This window comes from Lactobacillus sp. B4015, assembly GCF_026536055.1.
GTDB classification, from domain to species: Bacteria; Bacillota; Bacilli; order Lactobacillales; family Lactobacillaceae; genus Lactobacillus; species Lactobacillus panisapium.
Genome location: NZ_JAFNOY010000008.1, coordinates 37877 through 55585 on the forward strand (window position 1 = coordinate 37877; position 17709 = coordinate 55585).

Sequence of the window (17709 nt, forward strand, 5' to 3'; positions counted from 1 at the left end):
AAATTATTGATATTTAGTCAATTATGGAAAGGGTAAAAGTTAATTGCTTTTTACTCTTTTTTTATTATTAAAGATAAGGAGTTTATTATGAAAGAGAAAACAGAAACGCCCAAACACGTTTTGGCAATCATTAGCTGTGCTTTAATGGCCTTTGTCTCAATTTTGACGGAAACTAGTTTAAATGTTACCTTTCCGACGTTAATGAAACAATTTCATATCGGCTTAGGGCTAGTGCAGTGGACAACTACAGGCTATTTGCTAATGATTGCGGTGATTATGGTTTCGAGTTCTTATTTGAATGACCGTTTTTCAGCTAGGCAGCTATTTCTAACTGCTGCCATTGCTTTTATTGGCGGCTCGCTTGTTGCCGGGTTTGCCCAAAATTTCTGGGTTTTACTAGCTGGTCGATTGATTTCATCAGTCGGGGCAGGTTTATCTATTCCATTAATGTTTAATCTGGTTGTTGAATTGATGCCACAAGAAAAGTGGGGCTTTTATATGGGGTTAACGGGTTTGGTCGTCATTTTGGCACCATCACTGGGTCCAACCTTTGGTGGAACAGTTGTATATTACTTTGGCTGGCCATTAATTTTTCATATTGTTTCCGGTATCGCTTTGTTGGTGTTATTACTTGGATTTTTTACGGTTGAACAGTATCATGAAAAAAAGCACCCAAGTTTTGACTGGTTAAGTTACGGTGTTATTGCGGCAGCAATGGTTATCTTTAATATTGGCTTTAACCGCATTAGCAATGGTTTAACTGATCTTGGGTTTTGGCTTAGTATGATTGTGGTCGCAATTCTGGTGTTCATTTTTATTAAATTATCTAAGACGAGCGATAAGAAGCTCATTAATTTAGCTATTTTCAAGAATAAACCATTCATCTTTGCGATGATCTCATACTTGTTATTACAGTTTATTAATATTGGTACAAGTTTTGTTTTACCTAACTACGTTCAGATCGTTAATCATGCTAGTTCTCTGGTCGGCGGCTTGGTCTTATTACCTGGCTGTATTTTAAGTGGTATCTTGAATCCCTGGTTTGGCCATATTTATGATGAAAAGGGCCCAAAGATTCCATTTTTGACGGGAACATTGTTCTGCTTCAGTGCCAGCTTATTATTTACCATTTTTGGCCTAAAAATTTCTACGCTTTTAGTCGGTGTTTTTTACGGCATTATGATTATTGGTCGGCAAATGGCCTTTAACAATACAATGGCGGAGGCTTCGAAACTGCAACCAGATGAACTGCATACTGATGCAACCGCGGTATTTCAAACAGGGCAACAATATGCTGGTTCAATGGGCACGACAGTGATGGCAACAATTATTTCAGCTTGGCAAAAAAAGCCGGGTAATTATGCCGTGTTAACTGCTCAAGGTAGTCAGGTAGCTTTTTTGGTCATGACTGTCATTAGTGTAATTATTTTTCTTAGCTATTTAAACCTGTTTAGATTAGAAGCAAAGAAAAAATAAAAAAATGAAAGTAAAAAGGTCTCAGCATTTGATATGAACCCCGAAGTTAGGACAACTTCGAGGTTTTTATTATGGCTAAATTATCCAAACAAGATAAAATTGAAATCTTCAATCTTTGGCGGAATTATAACATTAGACCTAGTGAATTGGGTCGACGTTATGGTATTAATCCTGCTAACATTAAGTATTTGCTTGCTCTTATTCAACGTCACGGCCTAGCTATTTTAGACCAGCCGTATACTGAATATTCACTTGAGTTCAAAAAACAAGCTATTATACGAGTACTAGTCAAGCACGAACCAGCTTATCAGGTGGCACTTGATCTTGGCCTAAAAAGTAACGGTATGTTAGCTAATTGGCTGCGCAGCTATCGTGAAAACGGGTATAATGTCGTTATCAAACAGAAAGGACGATCGCCCCATGCCCAAACAAGATCCAGAAATCAACCGTCTGAAGCAAGAAAACAAGCACTTACGCCAGCAGAACTTGAAGCTGACCGTCGAGAACGAATTTATAAAAAAATTGGCCGCCTCAGTCGACCAGCGGACCAAGAACCGCAAGCCGCGGAAATAGCCCGGGCAGTTACCCAGCTGAGGCATGAACTCAAGGTCAGCGTAACTTTTATTCTTGCTGTTATTAATGCTAATCCCAATCTCCCGCATCTATCCCGCAGTATTATTACTACAATTTGCAGAAAAGGGATGAGGATCGTGGCAACCAGCAGGTGATGGCTGAAATCAAAGCCATTTATGAAGAACACCGACACCGCTATGGCTATCGGCGCATTACTCTGGAACTTAGACGGCGTGGTTGGCTAGTCAATCACAAAAAAGTACAACGCTTGATGAACAAGCTGAAACTCTTTGGCATCGTCAGTAAACGCTGGCACAAGTATAATAGCTATCGCGGCACCCAGGGTCCAATTAAGACCGACTTGATTAAACGTAATTTTAGCGCAGTTTACCCGGAACATAAGTGGTATTCAGACGTGACCGAGTTCAAACTCAACGGTCAGAAGACCTACCTGTCACCCATTGTTGATGGCTGCACGCAAGAGGTGATTGCCTACTCCATTTCCCGCAGTCCTAACCTTAAACAGATTATGGATATGCTAAAACAGGCTTGGCGCAAGCATCCAGCATTAAATGGTCTAATTTTTCATACAGATCAAGGCTGGCAGTACCAGCATCCTAAATTCCAAGCTTGGCTAAAAGGCCATGGAATCGAACAGTCTATGTCGCGTAAGGGCAACTTCTTAGATGATGGATTGATGGAAGGGTTCTTTGGCATACTCAAACGGGAAATGTTCTATGGCTTTGAAGGCCAATTTAAGAATCTAAAGGAGCTGGAAGAAGCAATCCAAAAATATATCAGTTACTATAACCAGCAAAGAATCAAAGTAAAACTAAAAGGACTAAGTCCGCTTGAATATCGGAAATTAGTCCTTAGTTAAGTTTTATTAAACTGTCCTAATTTTGGGGTTCACATCAATTTGCTGAGATCTTCTTTGTATTTAAACATTTTTTTCACCGAAGCGGTGCAAAAGATTACTGTAAAGCTTGATTAAACTTTGCAATGATAAGAAGGGAATAAGCGAGATATTGATTTTTTGAAAGGACTAATTTTATGACTAAGAAAGTTTTATTGGTTTGTGGTTCTGGTGCATCATCTGGATTTATGGCCGCTAATATGCGCAAAGCAGCTAAAAGTGCGGGACTCGATATAAAAATTCAAGCAAGGAGTGAGGCCGAATTACCAGATTATGCAAATGACATTGATGCATTGATGGTTGGCCCGCACTTAAAGGCGGAATTTGATGCTATCAAGGAAAGAGTACCATCTAGGGTAAAAGTTATCCTAATGAGACCAGATTACTACTCAGTTCTTGATGGTAAAGCTGCAATTGAGCATTTGATTTCAACTCTAAAGGAATAAAGTAAAGTAGGAGGATAGTTAAATGAATGGATTGATGAATGTTTTAAATAAGAAATTTGCTCCTAAGGCTCAAAAAGTTGCTAATAATCAGTGGATTATAACAATTAAAAACTCAATATTAGAGGTATTGCCTTTCATTTTTGTTGGGTCCTTAATCACGTTACTTAATATTCCAACAAATTTCATTAATTGGTGGCCTGATTTATCTCCAGTTAATAGCTTTACTTTTGGATTAACTTCAATCTTTGTTGCTTTTTTAGTACCATTTAATTTTATGGAATTAAAAAAATTAAATAGACAGAGAATTATTGCGGGCCTATCTTCTATTGCGCTTTTCTTAATGCTTGCTAACCCAACTTGGGATAGAACCGGTTCTGTTATTTCATACCAATTTTCGGAACTAGGAGCTGGCGGAATGTTTGTTGCACTAGTAGTCGGTTTATATGTCGCGTTAATCATGGAGCTATTTGCCAAGTTTAGTTTTTTTGACGACGATTCTTCAATGCCGGATTTCGTAACGGCTTGGTTTGATTCCATGCTTCCAATTGCGATCGTGATATCGACAGGTTGGATCTTGACTTATATTTTTCATTTTGATTTTTATCAATTAATCGTAAATATTTTTTCACCATTAGCAAATTCTCTTAACACCTGGTGGGGATTTACAATATTCTTGTTTTTTATGTGTTTTATTTACTCAATGGGAATTTCAAGTTGGGTATTAGCTGCAATTACTCAACCTGTTATGTTGGCCGGAATTGCTGCTAATGCAAGGGCTGTGAGCCTTGGTCATACGGCTACTCATTTATTTACTAGTGAATTGATTTATAGCTTTCCTTGGATTGGTGGAATTGGGTGTACTATGCCACTAGTTTTCTTAATGGTATTTAATGCAAAGTCAAACCGGCTAAAGGCTCTTGGAAAAGCCAGTCTATTACCAACATTTTTTAATATTAATGAACCTGTTGTATTTGGAACAATAGTATGGAATCCCTACTTGATGATACCCTTGTGGCTTAACGGATTAATTTTACCGTTAATTACTTTTTTATGGTTCCAAGCTGGATTGTCACCAGTTCCACATGCTTTAATGCAGATGTGGTATATCCCGGTACCATTTAGTACATGGATTGTAAGTCCAGCAATAAGTTCAATAGTTTTAGTAATTATCTTGTTTTTAGTTTCTGGAGTAATATATTATCCATTTTTCAAGGTTTATGATAAAAATCTGGTTCAACAGGAGTCAAAAAGTAAAGGTTAAGTGTAAAGATAATGGAAAAAAGAGAAGATTCAAAGCAATCAATTAAAAATACTATGGAAATTATTTTACATGCGGGAGATGCACGTGAATATATATCTAAGGCACTAGATGAAGTTGCTGATTACAATTACGATTTGGCTAAAAGTGAGATGAATAAAGCTAACAAGGAACTTATAATCGCACATCGCTTGCAGACAAATAAAATTCAAGAAGAAGCAGAGGGTAAGCATATTGAGTATTCAGTTTTATTTTCACATGCTCAGGACACTCTAATGACAATTAATAGTGAATATAATATAACCAATCATTTGATTAAAGTTTTTGAAAAGCGTGATCTAATGAATAGAGGTAATAAAAATGGACATTAAGATGAAAAACAACCGATATCCTAATTTTCCGGCAAGCTTTTTATGGGGAGGAGCACAAGCAGCTAGTCAAGCTGATGGAGCTTTCAAGGAAGATGGTAAAGGTTTAAATTCTTCGGATGTACAACCTTACCTTAAAGGATTATCTAATGTTGAAATTCAAAATCTTGAGTCGAAAGGAATGACAATTAAAGAAGTTGAAAAAAATTGTTCTGACAGTAGCAACTATTATCCTAAGCGCTTTGGAATAGATTTTTACCATACCTATCCTGATGATCTCAAACTTTTAGCAAACTGTGGTTTTAAAACATTTCGAACGTCAATAGATTGGTCAAGGGTATTTCCAAATGGAGATGAGAAAGAACCTAATGAGTCAGCTCTGAATCACTATTCAAAAATGATTGACTGTATGTTGAATTTGGGAATAGAACCTATTATCACAATGAATCACTATGAAACTCCAGTAAATATCACACTTAATTACGGTGGCTGGCCCAATAAAGCAGTTATTCCGCTGTTTGAAAAGTTCGCAAAGGTCTTGCTTGATCGGTTTGGCAGTCGTGTTAAATATTGGATTGTTTTTAATCAAATTAATATGGTTCAAATTGAGCCGTGGTTATCAGTAGGCGTGGCAAGAGACCAATACGATAATCAAGAAGAAGCTTTATATCAAGCAATGCACAATCAAATTGTTACAGCTGCATGGGTCAAGCAATATGCAAGAAGCTTGAAAATTACCGATTTAAATATTGGAACTATGGTTGCTGACGGCACTGTATACCCTGCTACGAGTAGACCTGATGATGTGGTTCTGGCGATGCAACAAAATAGATTGCAATATTTTGTTACCGATGTTCAGTTTAGAGGAAAATATCCTAAGTTCGCATTAAATTTTTTCGAAAAAAATGATTTTAATTTAGATATTACTCGAGATGAATTAAAATTAATTGATGAAAATCCTATGGACTTTTTAGCTATTTCTTATTATTATTCCAAAATCGTTGACTCAAAGAAAAATGAATTACGACCAGCTGATAATCTTCAAAATCCCAATTTAAAGAAAAGTGATTGGGGATGGGCAGTTGATCCTCAAGGCATTTATAATAGTTTGTCGCAGTACTATGACCGCTATCAAAAACCTATTATTATTGCTGAAAATGGTTTGGGATCATATGATAAATTAGAAGAGGATGGTCAAATTCACGATCCTTATCGGATAGAATACTTGAGTTCTCATATTGAACAAGTTGGAAGAGCGATCAATGATGGAGCAGAAGTAATGGCTTATTGTACTTGGGCACCAATTGATATTGTGTCTTGTTCATCACAGCAAATGTCAAAGCGTTATGGTCTAGTCTATGTAGATCAAGATGATGAAGGAAAAGGAAGTGGTAAGAGGTATTTAAAAGATAGTTACTTCTGGTATAAAAAAGTGATAGATTCAAATGGATCAAAAATCTAGATTTGGAAAAGCAAATGCCTTATGCGAAAAAAAGAAAGTTTGTTGTCATACTTACAAAAAAATACTGGATGGCATACCGCTGAAGAATTAGCAATTGAGCTTGGTTTGTCTAAAAGAACTGTAAAGAATTATGTTCAGCAACTTAGAAACGAAAACAGCGAAATACGGTCAGGAGTTAAAGGATACAAATTAGTTGAACTTTCAACTAACAATTTACATCAAAATGATCTACCTAGTACTAATGCGGAAAGAGTGAATTTTATAATTAATCTTTTAATAACTAATTCCTCATCAATTAATTTATATGATCTAGCCGAAATATTATTTGTTAGTGAATCTACAGTTTTACAAAATCTAAAAGAAGTTCGGAATGAGGTTGAACATTTTGGTATTAAGCTAAACCGAAAGGGTGATTATTGGTCTTTAGATGGTGATGAACGACAAAAAAGAAGCTTATTAAGCTCGTTGATCTATGAAGAATCTTCAGGCGTTTTTATGAATCAAAACATTATTCAAAAAAATTTTCCAAAAATAGAGATTGATCAACTTGAAAAAGTAATATTAAATGTTTTTCATCAATCTGATATTTATTTAAATACCTTTGATTTAAATAATATTTTACTGCATATAGCTATTGTGATTGAACGATCAAATCAAGGTCATGGGATTAATTATTATAAGTCAAAAAGATTTGCGCTTGATTCTTTTGAAATGAAAGTGGTAAATAAAATAAACGAAAAGCTGAAGCTTAATTTATCGGAAGCAGATCGCCAGGAATTGGCTCTGGTGATTGAAACTGATTTGGGCAATGAAAGTACCACAAAAAAAATAGTCTCCAAAGAAACTAAAGTTTTAATTGAAGATTTAATTGCGTATGTTTGGCAAAATTATGCGATCAATTTAGATACAAAAGCTTTTAAAAAAAGGTTTTCTCTTCATCTAGACAGATTGATTATCCGTTCAAAAGAAAATATTAAAGAGCATAATCCAATTTCTGCTAATATTAAATATTCATCGCCAACTATCTACGAATGCGCTGTAATCATGGCACATCGCATTTCAGAACAAGCCGAAATAGAAGTAAATGAAAGTGAAATTGGTTATATTGCTCTACATGTCGGTAATGCCATAGCTGAACAAATTACTGATAAGCAAAAAATTTCAGTAGTAATTATTATTCCAAAATATTATGATAATGCAATTATTCTTGTTAGAAACTTAGAAAAAAATTTTTCCTCCGAGCTTAATATAAAGAAGGTAATACATGAGCCGAATAAAATAAGCTCTTTAGAGCCATTTGATCTACTAATTTCTGTAGGATCTAATTATATTGATTCGCAACGCAGTACAGTGAATATTTCCCAGTTTCTTTTACCTAAAGACGTTCAAACTTTAAACTTGGCAATCGCAACAAAACAACATCAATTAAAAAATGATCATTTTCAAGAACAGCTTTTACATTTTTTTAACAGTGATAATTTTGTTAGCAGTAAGGAAATTAAAACCATTGATCAGGTATTTAATTTGGTAACAGAAAAATTTGTTGATAAAGGAATAGTAGAAAAAAATTTTGATAAGTTACTTATGCAGCGAGAAAAAATGTCATCAACGGCGTTTGGTAAAGTGGCGATTCCCCATTCATTAAATATGACGGCAAAAAGAAGTCAAGGTTTTATCATTATTAATCCCAATGGAATTAAATGGAGTGATGGAAACATTGTCTATTTAGTCATTGCATTAGCAATTGATCCAAATAATAAGCAGTTATTTCGCAATGTGTTTGATGAATTATCAGAGATAGTAACTAATATTAATAATATTGTGCAGCTGATAAAATGCCAAAACTATGATGATTTTATTAAGAACTTAATTCAGATGCTGTGATCTAAAGAGTATTATTAACAAAACAAGTTTTTATTTCAAACTTCAGAAAGAATGTAATATCACCTATACTTGTTACTTTTTAATAAGTATAGGTGTTTTCTTTTTTTCTAATTTTAAATAATTATAATAAATTTATGTACTTTTTAACTTATAATGATAAAATACTTAATAATTAAATTTCTAGGAGGGAAATAAAATGCAACGAATTACAAGCTTGTCATACTTGCAGGTCATTATTTTGAAGGGAAAGGTTCACTTAAAATCTAATGGAATGAAAGAGGAGTATTCTAATGGCTGGTACAATCGAAAATGAAAAAATAACTGTTAAAACTTTTCTAAATAATATTCTAGCGGGTACCGCAACTGGTATTATAGTCGGTTTGATTCCCAACGCAGTGGTAAGCGCAATTTTGAAATTATTTGGTGCGAATCCGGTAACTACCGGTATTAACCAAGCACTCTTGATTTTTCAATGTGCGACGCCCCTATTAATTGGGGCATTAATTGCCATTCAGTTTAAAATGGTGCCGCTGGATGTTGCGATTGTTGGTGCTGCCGCTTGCGTCGGTTCTGGCGTGACTAAATTTGTTCCGCAAATGGTTAACCCGGCAACTAAAGCCCAGGGGGTTTTTGTTTCTGCTGGAACCGGTGATCTGATTAATACCATGATCACTTCAGGTCTGGCTGTCGGCTTGCTACTCTTAGTAGGCGATCATTTTGGTTCAGTTAAGATTATTGCTGCACCAATCCTAATTGGCGGAGGCGCTGGTTGGATTGGGATGCTGATTTTGCCCTACGTCAGCAAAATTACGACTTGGCTCGGAACGTTGATCAACTCTTTCACTACCTTACAACCTGTCTTAATGTGTATTTTAATAGCTTGTATGTTTGCGATTTTAATTATTTCTCCTATTTCAACTGTCGCTATCGGCATGGCCATTCAGCTTAATGGCTTATCCGCTGGAGCAGCTGCGATGGGTGTTGCCGCCACTACTTTGGTATTAGTGGTTCATTCTTGGCGAACAAACAAATCTGGGGTGACCCTTGCGATTGCCTTAGGAGCGATGAAAATGATGATGCCGAATCTATTTCGTCATCCGATTATTCTCTTGCCAAGCATCATTACCGCCATTGTTACCGCTATTCCAGTGGCTTTGCTTGGCGTAAGTGGAACGCCTGCTTCAGCAGGGTTTGGCCTTGTCGGTTTGGTCGGCCCAATCGCTTCATTAGATGCTGGTAAAGCCAGCATTAGTATTTTTGTCGCCTTACTAGTTTGGATTGTCATCCCCGTAGTTGTGGCACTGATCTGCCGCTTTGTTTTTGAAAAAGTGTTCCATGTATATGATGAAAAGGTTGTCTTTGCTTATCTAGGCGAATAGTAAATAACAAAGAAAAAGCCCGCTTCTCGTAAAAGTGATGTGAACCCCAAAATTAGGACAGTTTAATAAAACCTAACTAAGGACTAATTTCCGATATTCAAGCGGACTTAGTCCTTTTAGTTTTACTTTGATTCTTTGCTGGTTATAGTAACTGATATATTTTTGGATTGCTTCTTCCAGCTCCTTTAGATTCTTAAATTGGCCTTCAAAGCCATAGAACATTATGCCAAAGAACCCTTCCATCAATCCATCACCTAAGAAGTTGCCCTTACGCGACATAGACTGTTTGATTCCATGGTCTTTTAGCCAAGCTTGGAATTTAGGATGCTGGTACTGCCAGCCTTGATCTGTATGAAAAATTAGACCATTTAATGCTGGATGCTTGCGCCAAGTCTGTTTTAGCATATCCATAATCTGTTTAAGGTTAGGACTGCGGGAAATGGAGTAGGCAATCACCTCTTGCGTGCAGCCATCAACAATGGGTGACAGGTAGGTCTTCTGACCGTTGAGTTTGAACTCGGTCACGTCTGAATACCACTTATGTTCCGGGTAAACTGCGCTAAAATTACGTTTAATCAAGTCGGTCTTAATTGGACCCTGGGTGCCGCGATAGCTATTATACTTGTGTCAGCGTTTACTGACGATGCCAAAGAGTTTCAGCTTGTTCATCAAGCGTTGTACTTTTTTGTGATTGACTAGCCAACCACGCCGTCTAAGTTCCAGAGTTATGCGCCGATAGCCATAGCGGTGTCGGTGCTCTTCATAAATGGCTTTGATTTCAGCCATCACCTGCTGGTTGCCACGATCCTCATCCCTTTTCTGCAAATTGTAGTAATAATTACTGCGGGATAGATGCGGGAGATTGGGATTAGCATTAATAACAGCAAGAATAAAAGTTATGCTGACCTTGAGTTCATGCCTTAGCTGGGTAACTGCCCGGGCTATTTCCGCGGCTTGCGGTTCTTGGTCCGCTGGTCGACTGAGGCGGCCAATTTTTTTATAAATTCGTTCTCGACGGTCAGCTTCAAGTTCTGCTGGCGTAAGTGCTTGTTTTCTTGCTTCAGACGGTTGATTTCTGGATCTTGTTTGGGCATGGGGCGATCGTCCTTTCTGTTTGATAACGACATTATACCCGTTTTCACGATAGCTGCGCAGCCAATTAGCTAACATACCGTTACTTTTTAGGCCAAGATCAAGTGCCACCTGATAAGGCTGGTTCGTGCTTGACTAGTACTCGTATAATAGCTTGTTTTTTGAACTCAAGTGAATATTCAGTATACGGCTGGTCTAAAATAGCTAGGCCGTGACGTTGAATAAGAACAAGCAAATACTTAATGTTAGCAGGATTAATACCATAACGTCGACCCAATTTACTAGGTCTAATGTTATAATTCCGCCAAAGATTGAAGATTTCAATTTTATCTTGTTTGGATAATTTAGCCATAATAAAAACCTCGAAGTTGTCCTAACTTCGGGGTTCATATCAAAGAGAATTGGACTTTTTTATTTAAAGGTGTTTAATTTATTTCTGTTCAATAAGAGGTTGAATTTAGCTTAATTTATTTTTTCCCAGGCTTGTTCAATTTTTTCATAATCTAAAAAGGAGGTATCAGGGAAAAGAAGTTTGGCTTCACTAAGTTCATCGCGGTCGCCAACACCGACTGAAAGTGCACTGGAGCGGTTAATTGCGGTAATGCCAGCAACTGAGTCTTCAATGCCTGCACAATCTTGCGGGGCAAGGTTAATTGCTTCAGCTGCCGCATTGAAAATATCTGGCGCCGGCTTGCCTGCAGCCACCTTGCTCGGATCGGCAATGGCATCAAAGGTATCAAGCAACTGCAGTTTTTCTAAAATAAAGGGGCCGTTTAAACTGGCTGAGGCCAGTGCGAGCTTAATGTCGTGCTGCTTAAATTGGGAGATTAGGTTGGAGATTCCAGGTAAGATGTTATTTGGCGTTAAGCCATTAAGTAATTCGCGAAAAACTTTATTTTTTTCGGCAGTCATTTGGTTAAAATCTTCATCACTAACTTTAATGTCGAGATAGTTTAAAATGGCCGTTAGTGAGTCGGCACGACTTACGCCTTTGGTTTGCACCTCGAGCTCATCGGGGAGTTCCCGGTTAAAATGGTCTTTAATTAGTTTGCGCCAAGCTTGAAAGTGATAGACCGAGGTATCGGCAATTACACCGTCAAGATCAAACAGTACGCCTTTCATTTAAAAACTTCCTTTCACTTGCTAATGGGGTTTGCGCCATGATCGCTTTAATTTGTTCAAAATCATCATCTGAAATATTGATAAATGGAAGCATGACATTCATTTCAATTAATGAACTGCTGCCAAAGGTTGCCAGATTCTTAGGATCTTGCAAGAAACCGAAGACGCCGTTAATTGGCAGCAGTTGATCGATTAATTCTTGATCAGCCATAAGATCTTTAGCCGGCATATTCAGATTGTAGTATTCGATATAACTAGTTTCCGGTTGATAAGAAATAGTATAGTCACCGTTAGTTAAATCTAATGGCAAGGTTTCTAAAGAACCATTAACTTTTACCTGACCGTTTGCCCGTGGCAATTTGACCTTCACGTGTTGTCCAAATGGAATGCTTAACTTGATTTCAATCGTATGATGCTCATCTTGTTCAAGTTGATATTCGATCTTCAGATCACCGTAGGAACTCTCGTAATGTCCCTGAACATGTTTAAGGCGGTAATCAAATTGCGGTGCAAAAGTGACATCCTGATAACCATTTTCTTGTGCGCCGAGGCCTAGCACTTGTTGGTAAACCCATTGCATAATTGCTCCGATTGAATAGTGGTTGAGTGAATTCATTCCTTCTGGATTCATTGAACCATCGGCCAAAACAGAATTCCACCGTTCCCAAATCGTTGTTGCACCAAGGTTAACTGCATAAAGCCAACTAGGGAAGTCCTCATTTAAGAAGATTTGCATAGCCAGTTTATGCTCGCTATTTTCTGAGAGCACTTGGCAAATCAACGGGGTACCAACAAAGCCGGTCTTCAGGTGGTTGTTATCTTTACCTAATCTGGTAACGAGATCACGAACCACCCGTTGTTTTTGTTCTTGCGGGACAAGGTCGAAGTGCAAAGCTAAGGCATAGGCAGTTTGGGTGTCGATTGATAGCCGACCGGTCTTAGTAATAAACTCGGCTCTGATTGCTTGTTTGATTGCTTCAGCTTGTTTAGCGTAGGTTTGTGCATCATCAGGATGGTCTAAAATTTCCGCTGCTTGAGCAACAATTGAGCTTGAATAGTAATAGTAAACAGAAGCAATAAAGTCTTCATCAGTCTTACCTGTCGGCATGGCTGGGTTTTCACCGTCTAAGGACAACCAGTCACCAAATTGGAAACAACCAGTCCATAGATTTGGGGTAGAAGTGGATTTGCTAATCCAATCAACCCAAGCCTTCATGCTGGAGTAGTTTTGGCGGAGAATTGCTGGATCATTATATGCTTGATAAACAGTCCAAGGAATGACCGTTGCCGCGTCGCCCCAAATAGCTGCACCACCGCTGTCATTGCCCATTGCTGGCGCATACATTGTCAACATGCCGTCATGATTTTCTTGCTCAATTTGCATGTCACGCGCATATTTCTTGAAGAAAGCATAAGCATCCATATTTAATACGGCTGTGCTTGAGAAAATGTCTGCGTCACCCGACCAGCCAAGTCGTTCATCACGCTGCGGGCAGTCGGTTGGAACATCAAAGAAATTGCTCTTTTGGCTCCACATCACGTTTGCAAGCAGGCGATTAACCTTGGCATTATCGGTAGTAATTGAGCCGGTTGTTTTCATGTCAGAGTAAATTACGGCAGCTCTAAATTCATCCTTGTTCAATGGCTTTGTGTTACCAGTTACTTTAACGTAGCGGTAGCCGTAGTAAGTGAAGTGGGGACGAACCCATTTTTGTTCACCATTAGACGTGTAATCAAAAGCAGCACGCGCTTCTCTTAGATTGTTGCGGTAGAAGTTGCCATTTTGTAAAATTTCCCCGACTTGCAATTTTAGGGTAGTTCCGGATTGCTCGCGGTTAAAGAATTCCGGCCAGCCAGCTTGGTTTTGTCCAAAATCTAGGACGGTTTCACCAGCAGGGGTCTGAATAATTTCTTTGACCGGTAAATATTCCTCAACTTTGAGCGGCAAGCTAAGACGATCGTGAAGCACTGACTTACTGTGGTCAATGACTTTCGCAGGTTGCCAAGCGGTAATTTCACGAGTATCGTCGTAGTCTTCACCATAGTAAATGGCGGATTTAGTTACTTTGCCGGAAGTAGTTTGCCATGATTCATCACTGACAATTTTTTCCGTAGAACCGTCTTCATATTGGACATAGAGTTCAGCAATGGCGATCTGTTGGTCACCATAGATGTTATCTTGTCCGCCATCAAAGCCAAAGTTACCTTTATACCAGCCATCGCCAAGCAAAATTAGCAGTTTTTGATCAGGTGAAGCTTGTAAAGCACTAGTCACATCATAAGTTTGAACTTGAACCAGGTGATCATAGGCGGTAACACCAGGGGCTAACAATTCATCTCCGATTTTCTCGTCGTTTAAGTATGCTTCATAGACGCCCAATCCAGTCATATACAAACGAGCACTTGCGACTTTTTGCTTTAAAGTGAACAGCTTTTCTAAAAGGGTGTTCTGAAGATTTTTATCTTCGTTACCAATCCAACTAGCGGTGAATGGTTCATCCATTTTTCCAGTTTCAAAAAAGCTGCTTTTGCTGATTTCTTTTGCAGGGGTTTTTACGCTAATTGTGACTTCATAACGTGTCCGCGGCGTGAGTGCAAGTTCAAAGTCAAAAAAGTTATGGTCATAATCTTGCCAGTCAGAAGCATAAACAGTTTCTTCGGCTTTTACCACGATCTTCTTTTTAAGCTCTTGCATTGGCTCAGAACTGGTGATTTCGAAATCAATGTGTAAATGATTGTCAAAATCATAGCCAAGCGGAGCAGCCAGATGATTAATTGAAATTTGGCTAATCTCCATCATTGTTATTCTCTCTTTCTATAAGCGGGTATCAAATTTACCGCAGAAAGGATCTACCGGATTCTTGCCTAAAAATTCTTCTTCTCCGGTCATCTTTCTCATTAAAGCATTGATTGTTACTTCGTTTCCAGTATAGGCATTGATGTAGGTTGAAACCATTGGAATATCAAAGAGGTGATATGGGTTGCAAGTTGAAACGAAAACAGTAGGGATATCCTTCATGAACCAAGGAGCATCAGCTGCCATTAGGTGAATCCAATCAAGTCTTGTGGTTGTTTGGTTGCTTGCTGTTTCGACATTGGCAACGTAAAAGGCCAAGTCAAAGCGTTTTTTTTCGTATTGAACCCCGCCTTCAAAAACCTCCTTAAAGTTCAGATTTTTACGGTCAAAAACAGTCACTTTAAAGCCTTTTTCTTCCAATTTTTGTTTGAACTTTGCCGTAACCTGGCCACCTTCCTTAAAGCCGCCATCATTTGTGTCGCCTAAAACAACTAACCGAATCCGTGGATACTTGTCTGGTGTAATTGGCAAGAGGTGATCGCGATCTTTGACAAGCGTAATTGATTCATCGGCAACTTTAGCAGCTAATTTTTCATGTTCAGCTAGTTTCAAATCAATTGAAGGTGAGGAAGGTTCACAGAGCTGGTTATCCGTGTTCATAACTCCTTGAGCGATTTTGGTTGCGATGATGCGGGTAACAGCGTCGTCGACACGTTCCATCGGAATTCTACCGTCAGCAACGGCATCAGTTACGTACTTATAATCTTCATCGATATCTTTGTTGAATAAAATCATGTCGATACCGGCATTAATGGTTGCAACCAATGCTTCTGAACGTTTCATAACGGCATTGTAACCAATCATTGGAGTAGCATCAGTAATAGTTAAACCATTGAAGTTCAACTCTTTCTGCAATAAGCCATCGATCAATAGTTTAGAAGTAGAAGCAGGGCGCAAGTCTTTATCTGCAATTCCTGGTTCTAATTTGCGTTCCCATGCAGGCTGCATAATGTGCGCAATCATAATACTTGGCAGACCATTTTCAATTAAGTGGTGGTATATTTCACCATAAGATTCCATCCATTCATCCGCTGAAAGTGAATTGACTGAACTAACAAGGTGTTGGTCACGCTCATCGACACCGTCACCTGGGAAGTGTTTAGCCACTGGAATAACATGGTTGGCGTTAAGACCGGCAATTTGCGCATCAGACATTTTGATCACGCGGTCTTTATCGCTACCAAATGTCCGAACGTTCATGATCGGGTTGCGGAAGTTTTGATCAATGTCAACAATCGGTGCAAAAGACATGTTGCCACCAACTTGTTTTGCCTCGTACCCAGATACAGCACCAAGATTATAAGCGTTTTGAGCATCATCAGTTGCAGCAATTTGTAATGGACGACCAAACCATGTTCCGCCTGTGATCAACCCATTTCCTCCAGCTTCGAGATTGGCTGCAATTAAAAGTGGAATTTTGCTGGCTTTTTGCGAAACGGCAATCTCGCGCTGTAATTTCTGCGCTTTATCTGGCCGATACATAATTCCGCCCGGTTGAAACTTTTTAACAAACTTTTGTAAATCGGTTTTTTCCTCATCTTGACCTATAACAAAAAAGAGTTGTCCGATTTTTGCATCAGTTGACATGCTTGCGACTGTTTTGCCGACAAAGTCAACTTGGACTTTCGACAAGTTATAAGGCTTTTTAGTAAGATTTACCATATTTATCCTCCATAGCATTTATTTTGTCTTGCTTTGTCCTTCATTTTAACTTAATGTAAAAATGTAAACTATTGTTAAATTACATAGAAAAACTGTTTATTTCACAGAATAAAATTGCTTAAGGATATACACATGCATGAAGAAATCATCCAGATGTTACGTAAAAATAATGGTTATCGTGACTGGGATACTATGTTGCAGGAATTTAAATCAAATGAGTTTGAACTGAAAATCGCAAAATATATCAATAACAAACCTGTTTATGAGTTTTTTAATACTTATTCAGATAATTTAGTTTTAAACAGCAGTTCAATCACTATCTCTGCTCAGCCAATAAAATCATTTATTCCTTTCCATATTCATGATTATGTAGAAATAAATATTCCTCTAGTGGGGAACTGTGTTGTTGTTACAGAGCATGAACGAATCCAGGTTAATCAAGATGATATGATTTTTATTGGTATGAAGACGCCACATAGAGTCGAGCCAATTGCAAAAGAAGACGTTGTAGTTAATATTGAATTACGTCCTTCTGCCTTTTCTTTGAATGAACTCAATTTTTTGCAAGCAAAAGGAAAGGGCATAACAATTTCAAATTTGCTTTTTTCGCTTTTGTCAAATGAAGAGCATGGTGAAGGACATTATAGTCTATTTAAAATTGATCATGACTTCCAAATAGGTAATTTAATTTATGATATTATTAATGAATATTATAATTCGCAAATTCAATCTGATCAGATAATTAAGCTTAAAATGTTAACAATGTTTTCTTTACTAATTCGAAAAATGTACAATCAGGAAGGCAAAATAAAGGATTCAAAAAAACAAACAAATAACTTATTATCACTACTTCTTTATATTGAGAAAAATTATCCTGATATTACATTAGAAAAGATGGCAAATTACTTTAACTTTAATCCTAATTATTTATCCGACTATTTAAAAAATTCTACAGGACTGTCATTTATTAAATTAGTTCAGCTTCAGCGTGTGAATGTGGCAGCTGAGTATTTAACTTGTACGAAGGTTTCAGTCGAGAAAATTGCCAACCAAGTTGGTTACCAAAATGCATCATACTTTTACAAAATTTTTAAACAATATTTTGGTGTTTCTCCAGCAAGATATCGAATTGAAACGAGATAGATCAATTGTTTAAATTAATAATGATTTGGTACCTGTGAAATAAACATAAACAATCTGGATTTTGAACATTT

Annotated in this window: 11 protein-coding genes and 2 pseudogenes; 9 read left to right on the plus strand and 4 right to left on the minus strand. The window is 37.7% G+C overall.

Features of this window, described 5'->3' with window-relative positions:
- The first annotated feature begins 87 nt into the window (after positions 1–87).
- The 8 genes and pseudogenes from J3U71_RS08825 (at position 88) to J3U71_RS08860 (ending at position 9762) form a co-directional block, all read left to right on the plus strand.
- The gene (locus J3U71_RS08825; RefSeq protein WP_267394527.1) at positions 88–1476 is read left to right on the plus strand and encodes an MFS transporter; all 1389 of its coding nucleotides are present in this window, start codon (positions 88–90) and stop codon (positions 1474–1476) included.
- A 71-nt stretch (positions 1477–1547) separates the two neighbouring features.
- Positions 1548–2929: pseudogene (locus tag J3U71_RS08830) on the plus strand (IS3 family transposase).
- A 173-nt stretch (positions 2930–3102) separates the two neighbouring features.
- Positions 3103–3411 carry a PTS sugar transporter subunit IIB gene (locus J3U71_RS08835; protein WP_267394608.1) on the plus strand — a complete coding sequence of 103 codons (309 nt, stop codon included), beginning with the start codon at positions 3103–3105 and terminating at the stop codon, positions 3409–3411.
- 22 nt (positions 3412–3433) lie between these two features.
- Positions 3434–4672: a PTS sugar transporter subunit IIC gene (locus J3U71_RS08840; protein WP_267394610.1), complete on the plus strand. Its 1239-nt coding sequence runs from the start codon at positions 3434–3436 to the stop codon at positions 4670–4672.
- Positions 4673–4683: 11 nt separating this feature from the next.
- Positions 4684–5040 (plus strand): PTS lactose/cellobiose transporter subunit IIA, encoded by a 357-nt coding sequence (locus tag J3U71_RS08845; protein ID WP_267394612.1) that lies wholly within the window; start codon positions 4684–4686, stop codon positions 5038–5040.
- Positions 5030–6499: a glycoside hydrolase family 1 protein gene (locus tag J3U71_RS08850; RefSeq protein WP_267394614.1), complete on the plus strand. Its 1470-nt coding sequence runs from the start codon at positions 5030–5032 to the stop codon at positions 6497–6499. Before J3U71_RS08845 ends, J3U71_RS08850 begins: the two co-directional genes overlap by 11 nt.
- Positions 6500–6520: 21 nt before the next feature.
- Entirely contained in the window at positions 6521–8383 is a 1863-nt protein-coding gene (locus J3U71_RS08855; protein ID WP_267394617.1) for a BglG family transcription antiterminator, read from the plus strand.
- Positions 8384–8673: 290 nt separating this feature from the next.
- Positions 8674–9762, plus strand: coding sequence for a PTS sugar transporter subunit IIC (locus J3U71_RS08860; protein ID WP_267394619.1), 1089 nt, complete (start codon positions 8674–8676; stop codon positions 9760–9762).
- Positions 9763–9834: 72 nt separating this feature from the next.
- Here the strand turns inward: J3U71_RS08860 and J3U71_RS08865 are convergent.
- The 4 genes and pseudogenes from J3U71_RS08865 to J3U71_RS08880 form a co-directional block, all read right to left on the minus strand.
- Positions 9835–11206 (minus strand): annotated as a pseudogene (locus tag J3U71_RS08865) (IS3 family transposase).
- A gap of 110 nt (positions 11207–11316) precedes the next feature.
- Positions 11317–11976, minus strand: coding sequence for a beta-phosphoglucomutase (gene pgmB / locus J3U71_RS08870; RefSeq protein WP_267394435.1), 660 nt, complete (start codon positions 11974–11976; stop codon positions 11317–11319).
- The gene (locus J3U71_RS08875) at positions 11957–14773 is read right to left on the minus strand and encodes an alpha-L-rhamnosidase (RefSeq protein WP_267394443.1); all 2817 of its coding nucleotides are present in this window, start codon (positions 14771–14773) and stop codon (positions 11957–11959) included. Before J3U71_RS08875 ends, pgmB begins: the two co-directional genes overlap by 20 nt.
- An 18-nt stretch (positions 14774–14791) precedes the next feature.
- A complete protein-coding gene (locus J3U71_RS08880; protein WP_267394433.1) occupies positions 14792–16495 on the minus strand; it encodes a glycoside hydrolase family 3 protein in 1704 nt (567 codons plus the stop codon).
- Between the two features lie 153 nt (positions 16496–16648).
- Between J3U71_RS08880 and J3U71_RS08885 the strand changes: the two genes are divergently transcribed.
- Positions 16649–17638 (plus strand): AraC family transcriptional regulator, encoded by a 990-nt coding sequence (locus tag J3U71_RS08885; protein WP_267395735.1) that lies wholly within the window; start codon positions 16649–16651, stop codon positions 17636–17638.
- Positions 17639–17709 lie beyond the last annotated feature (71 nt).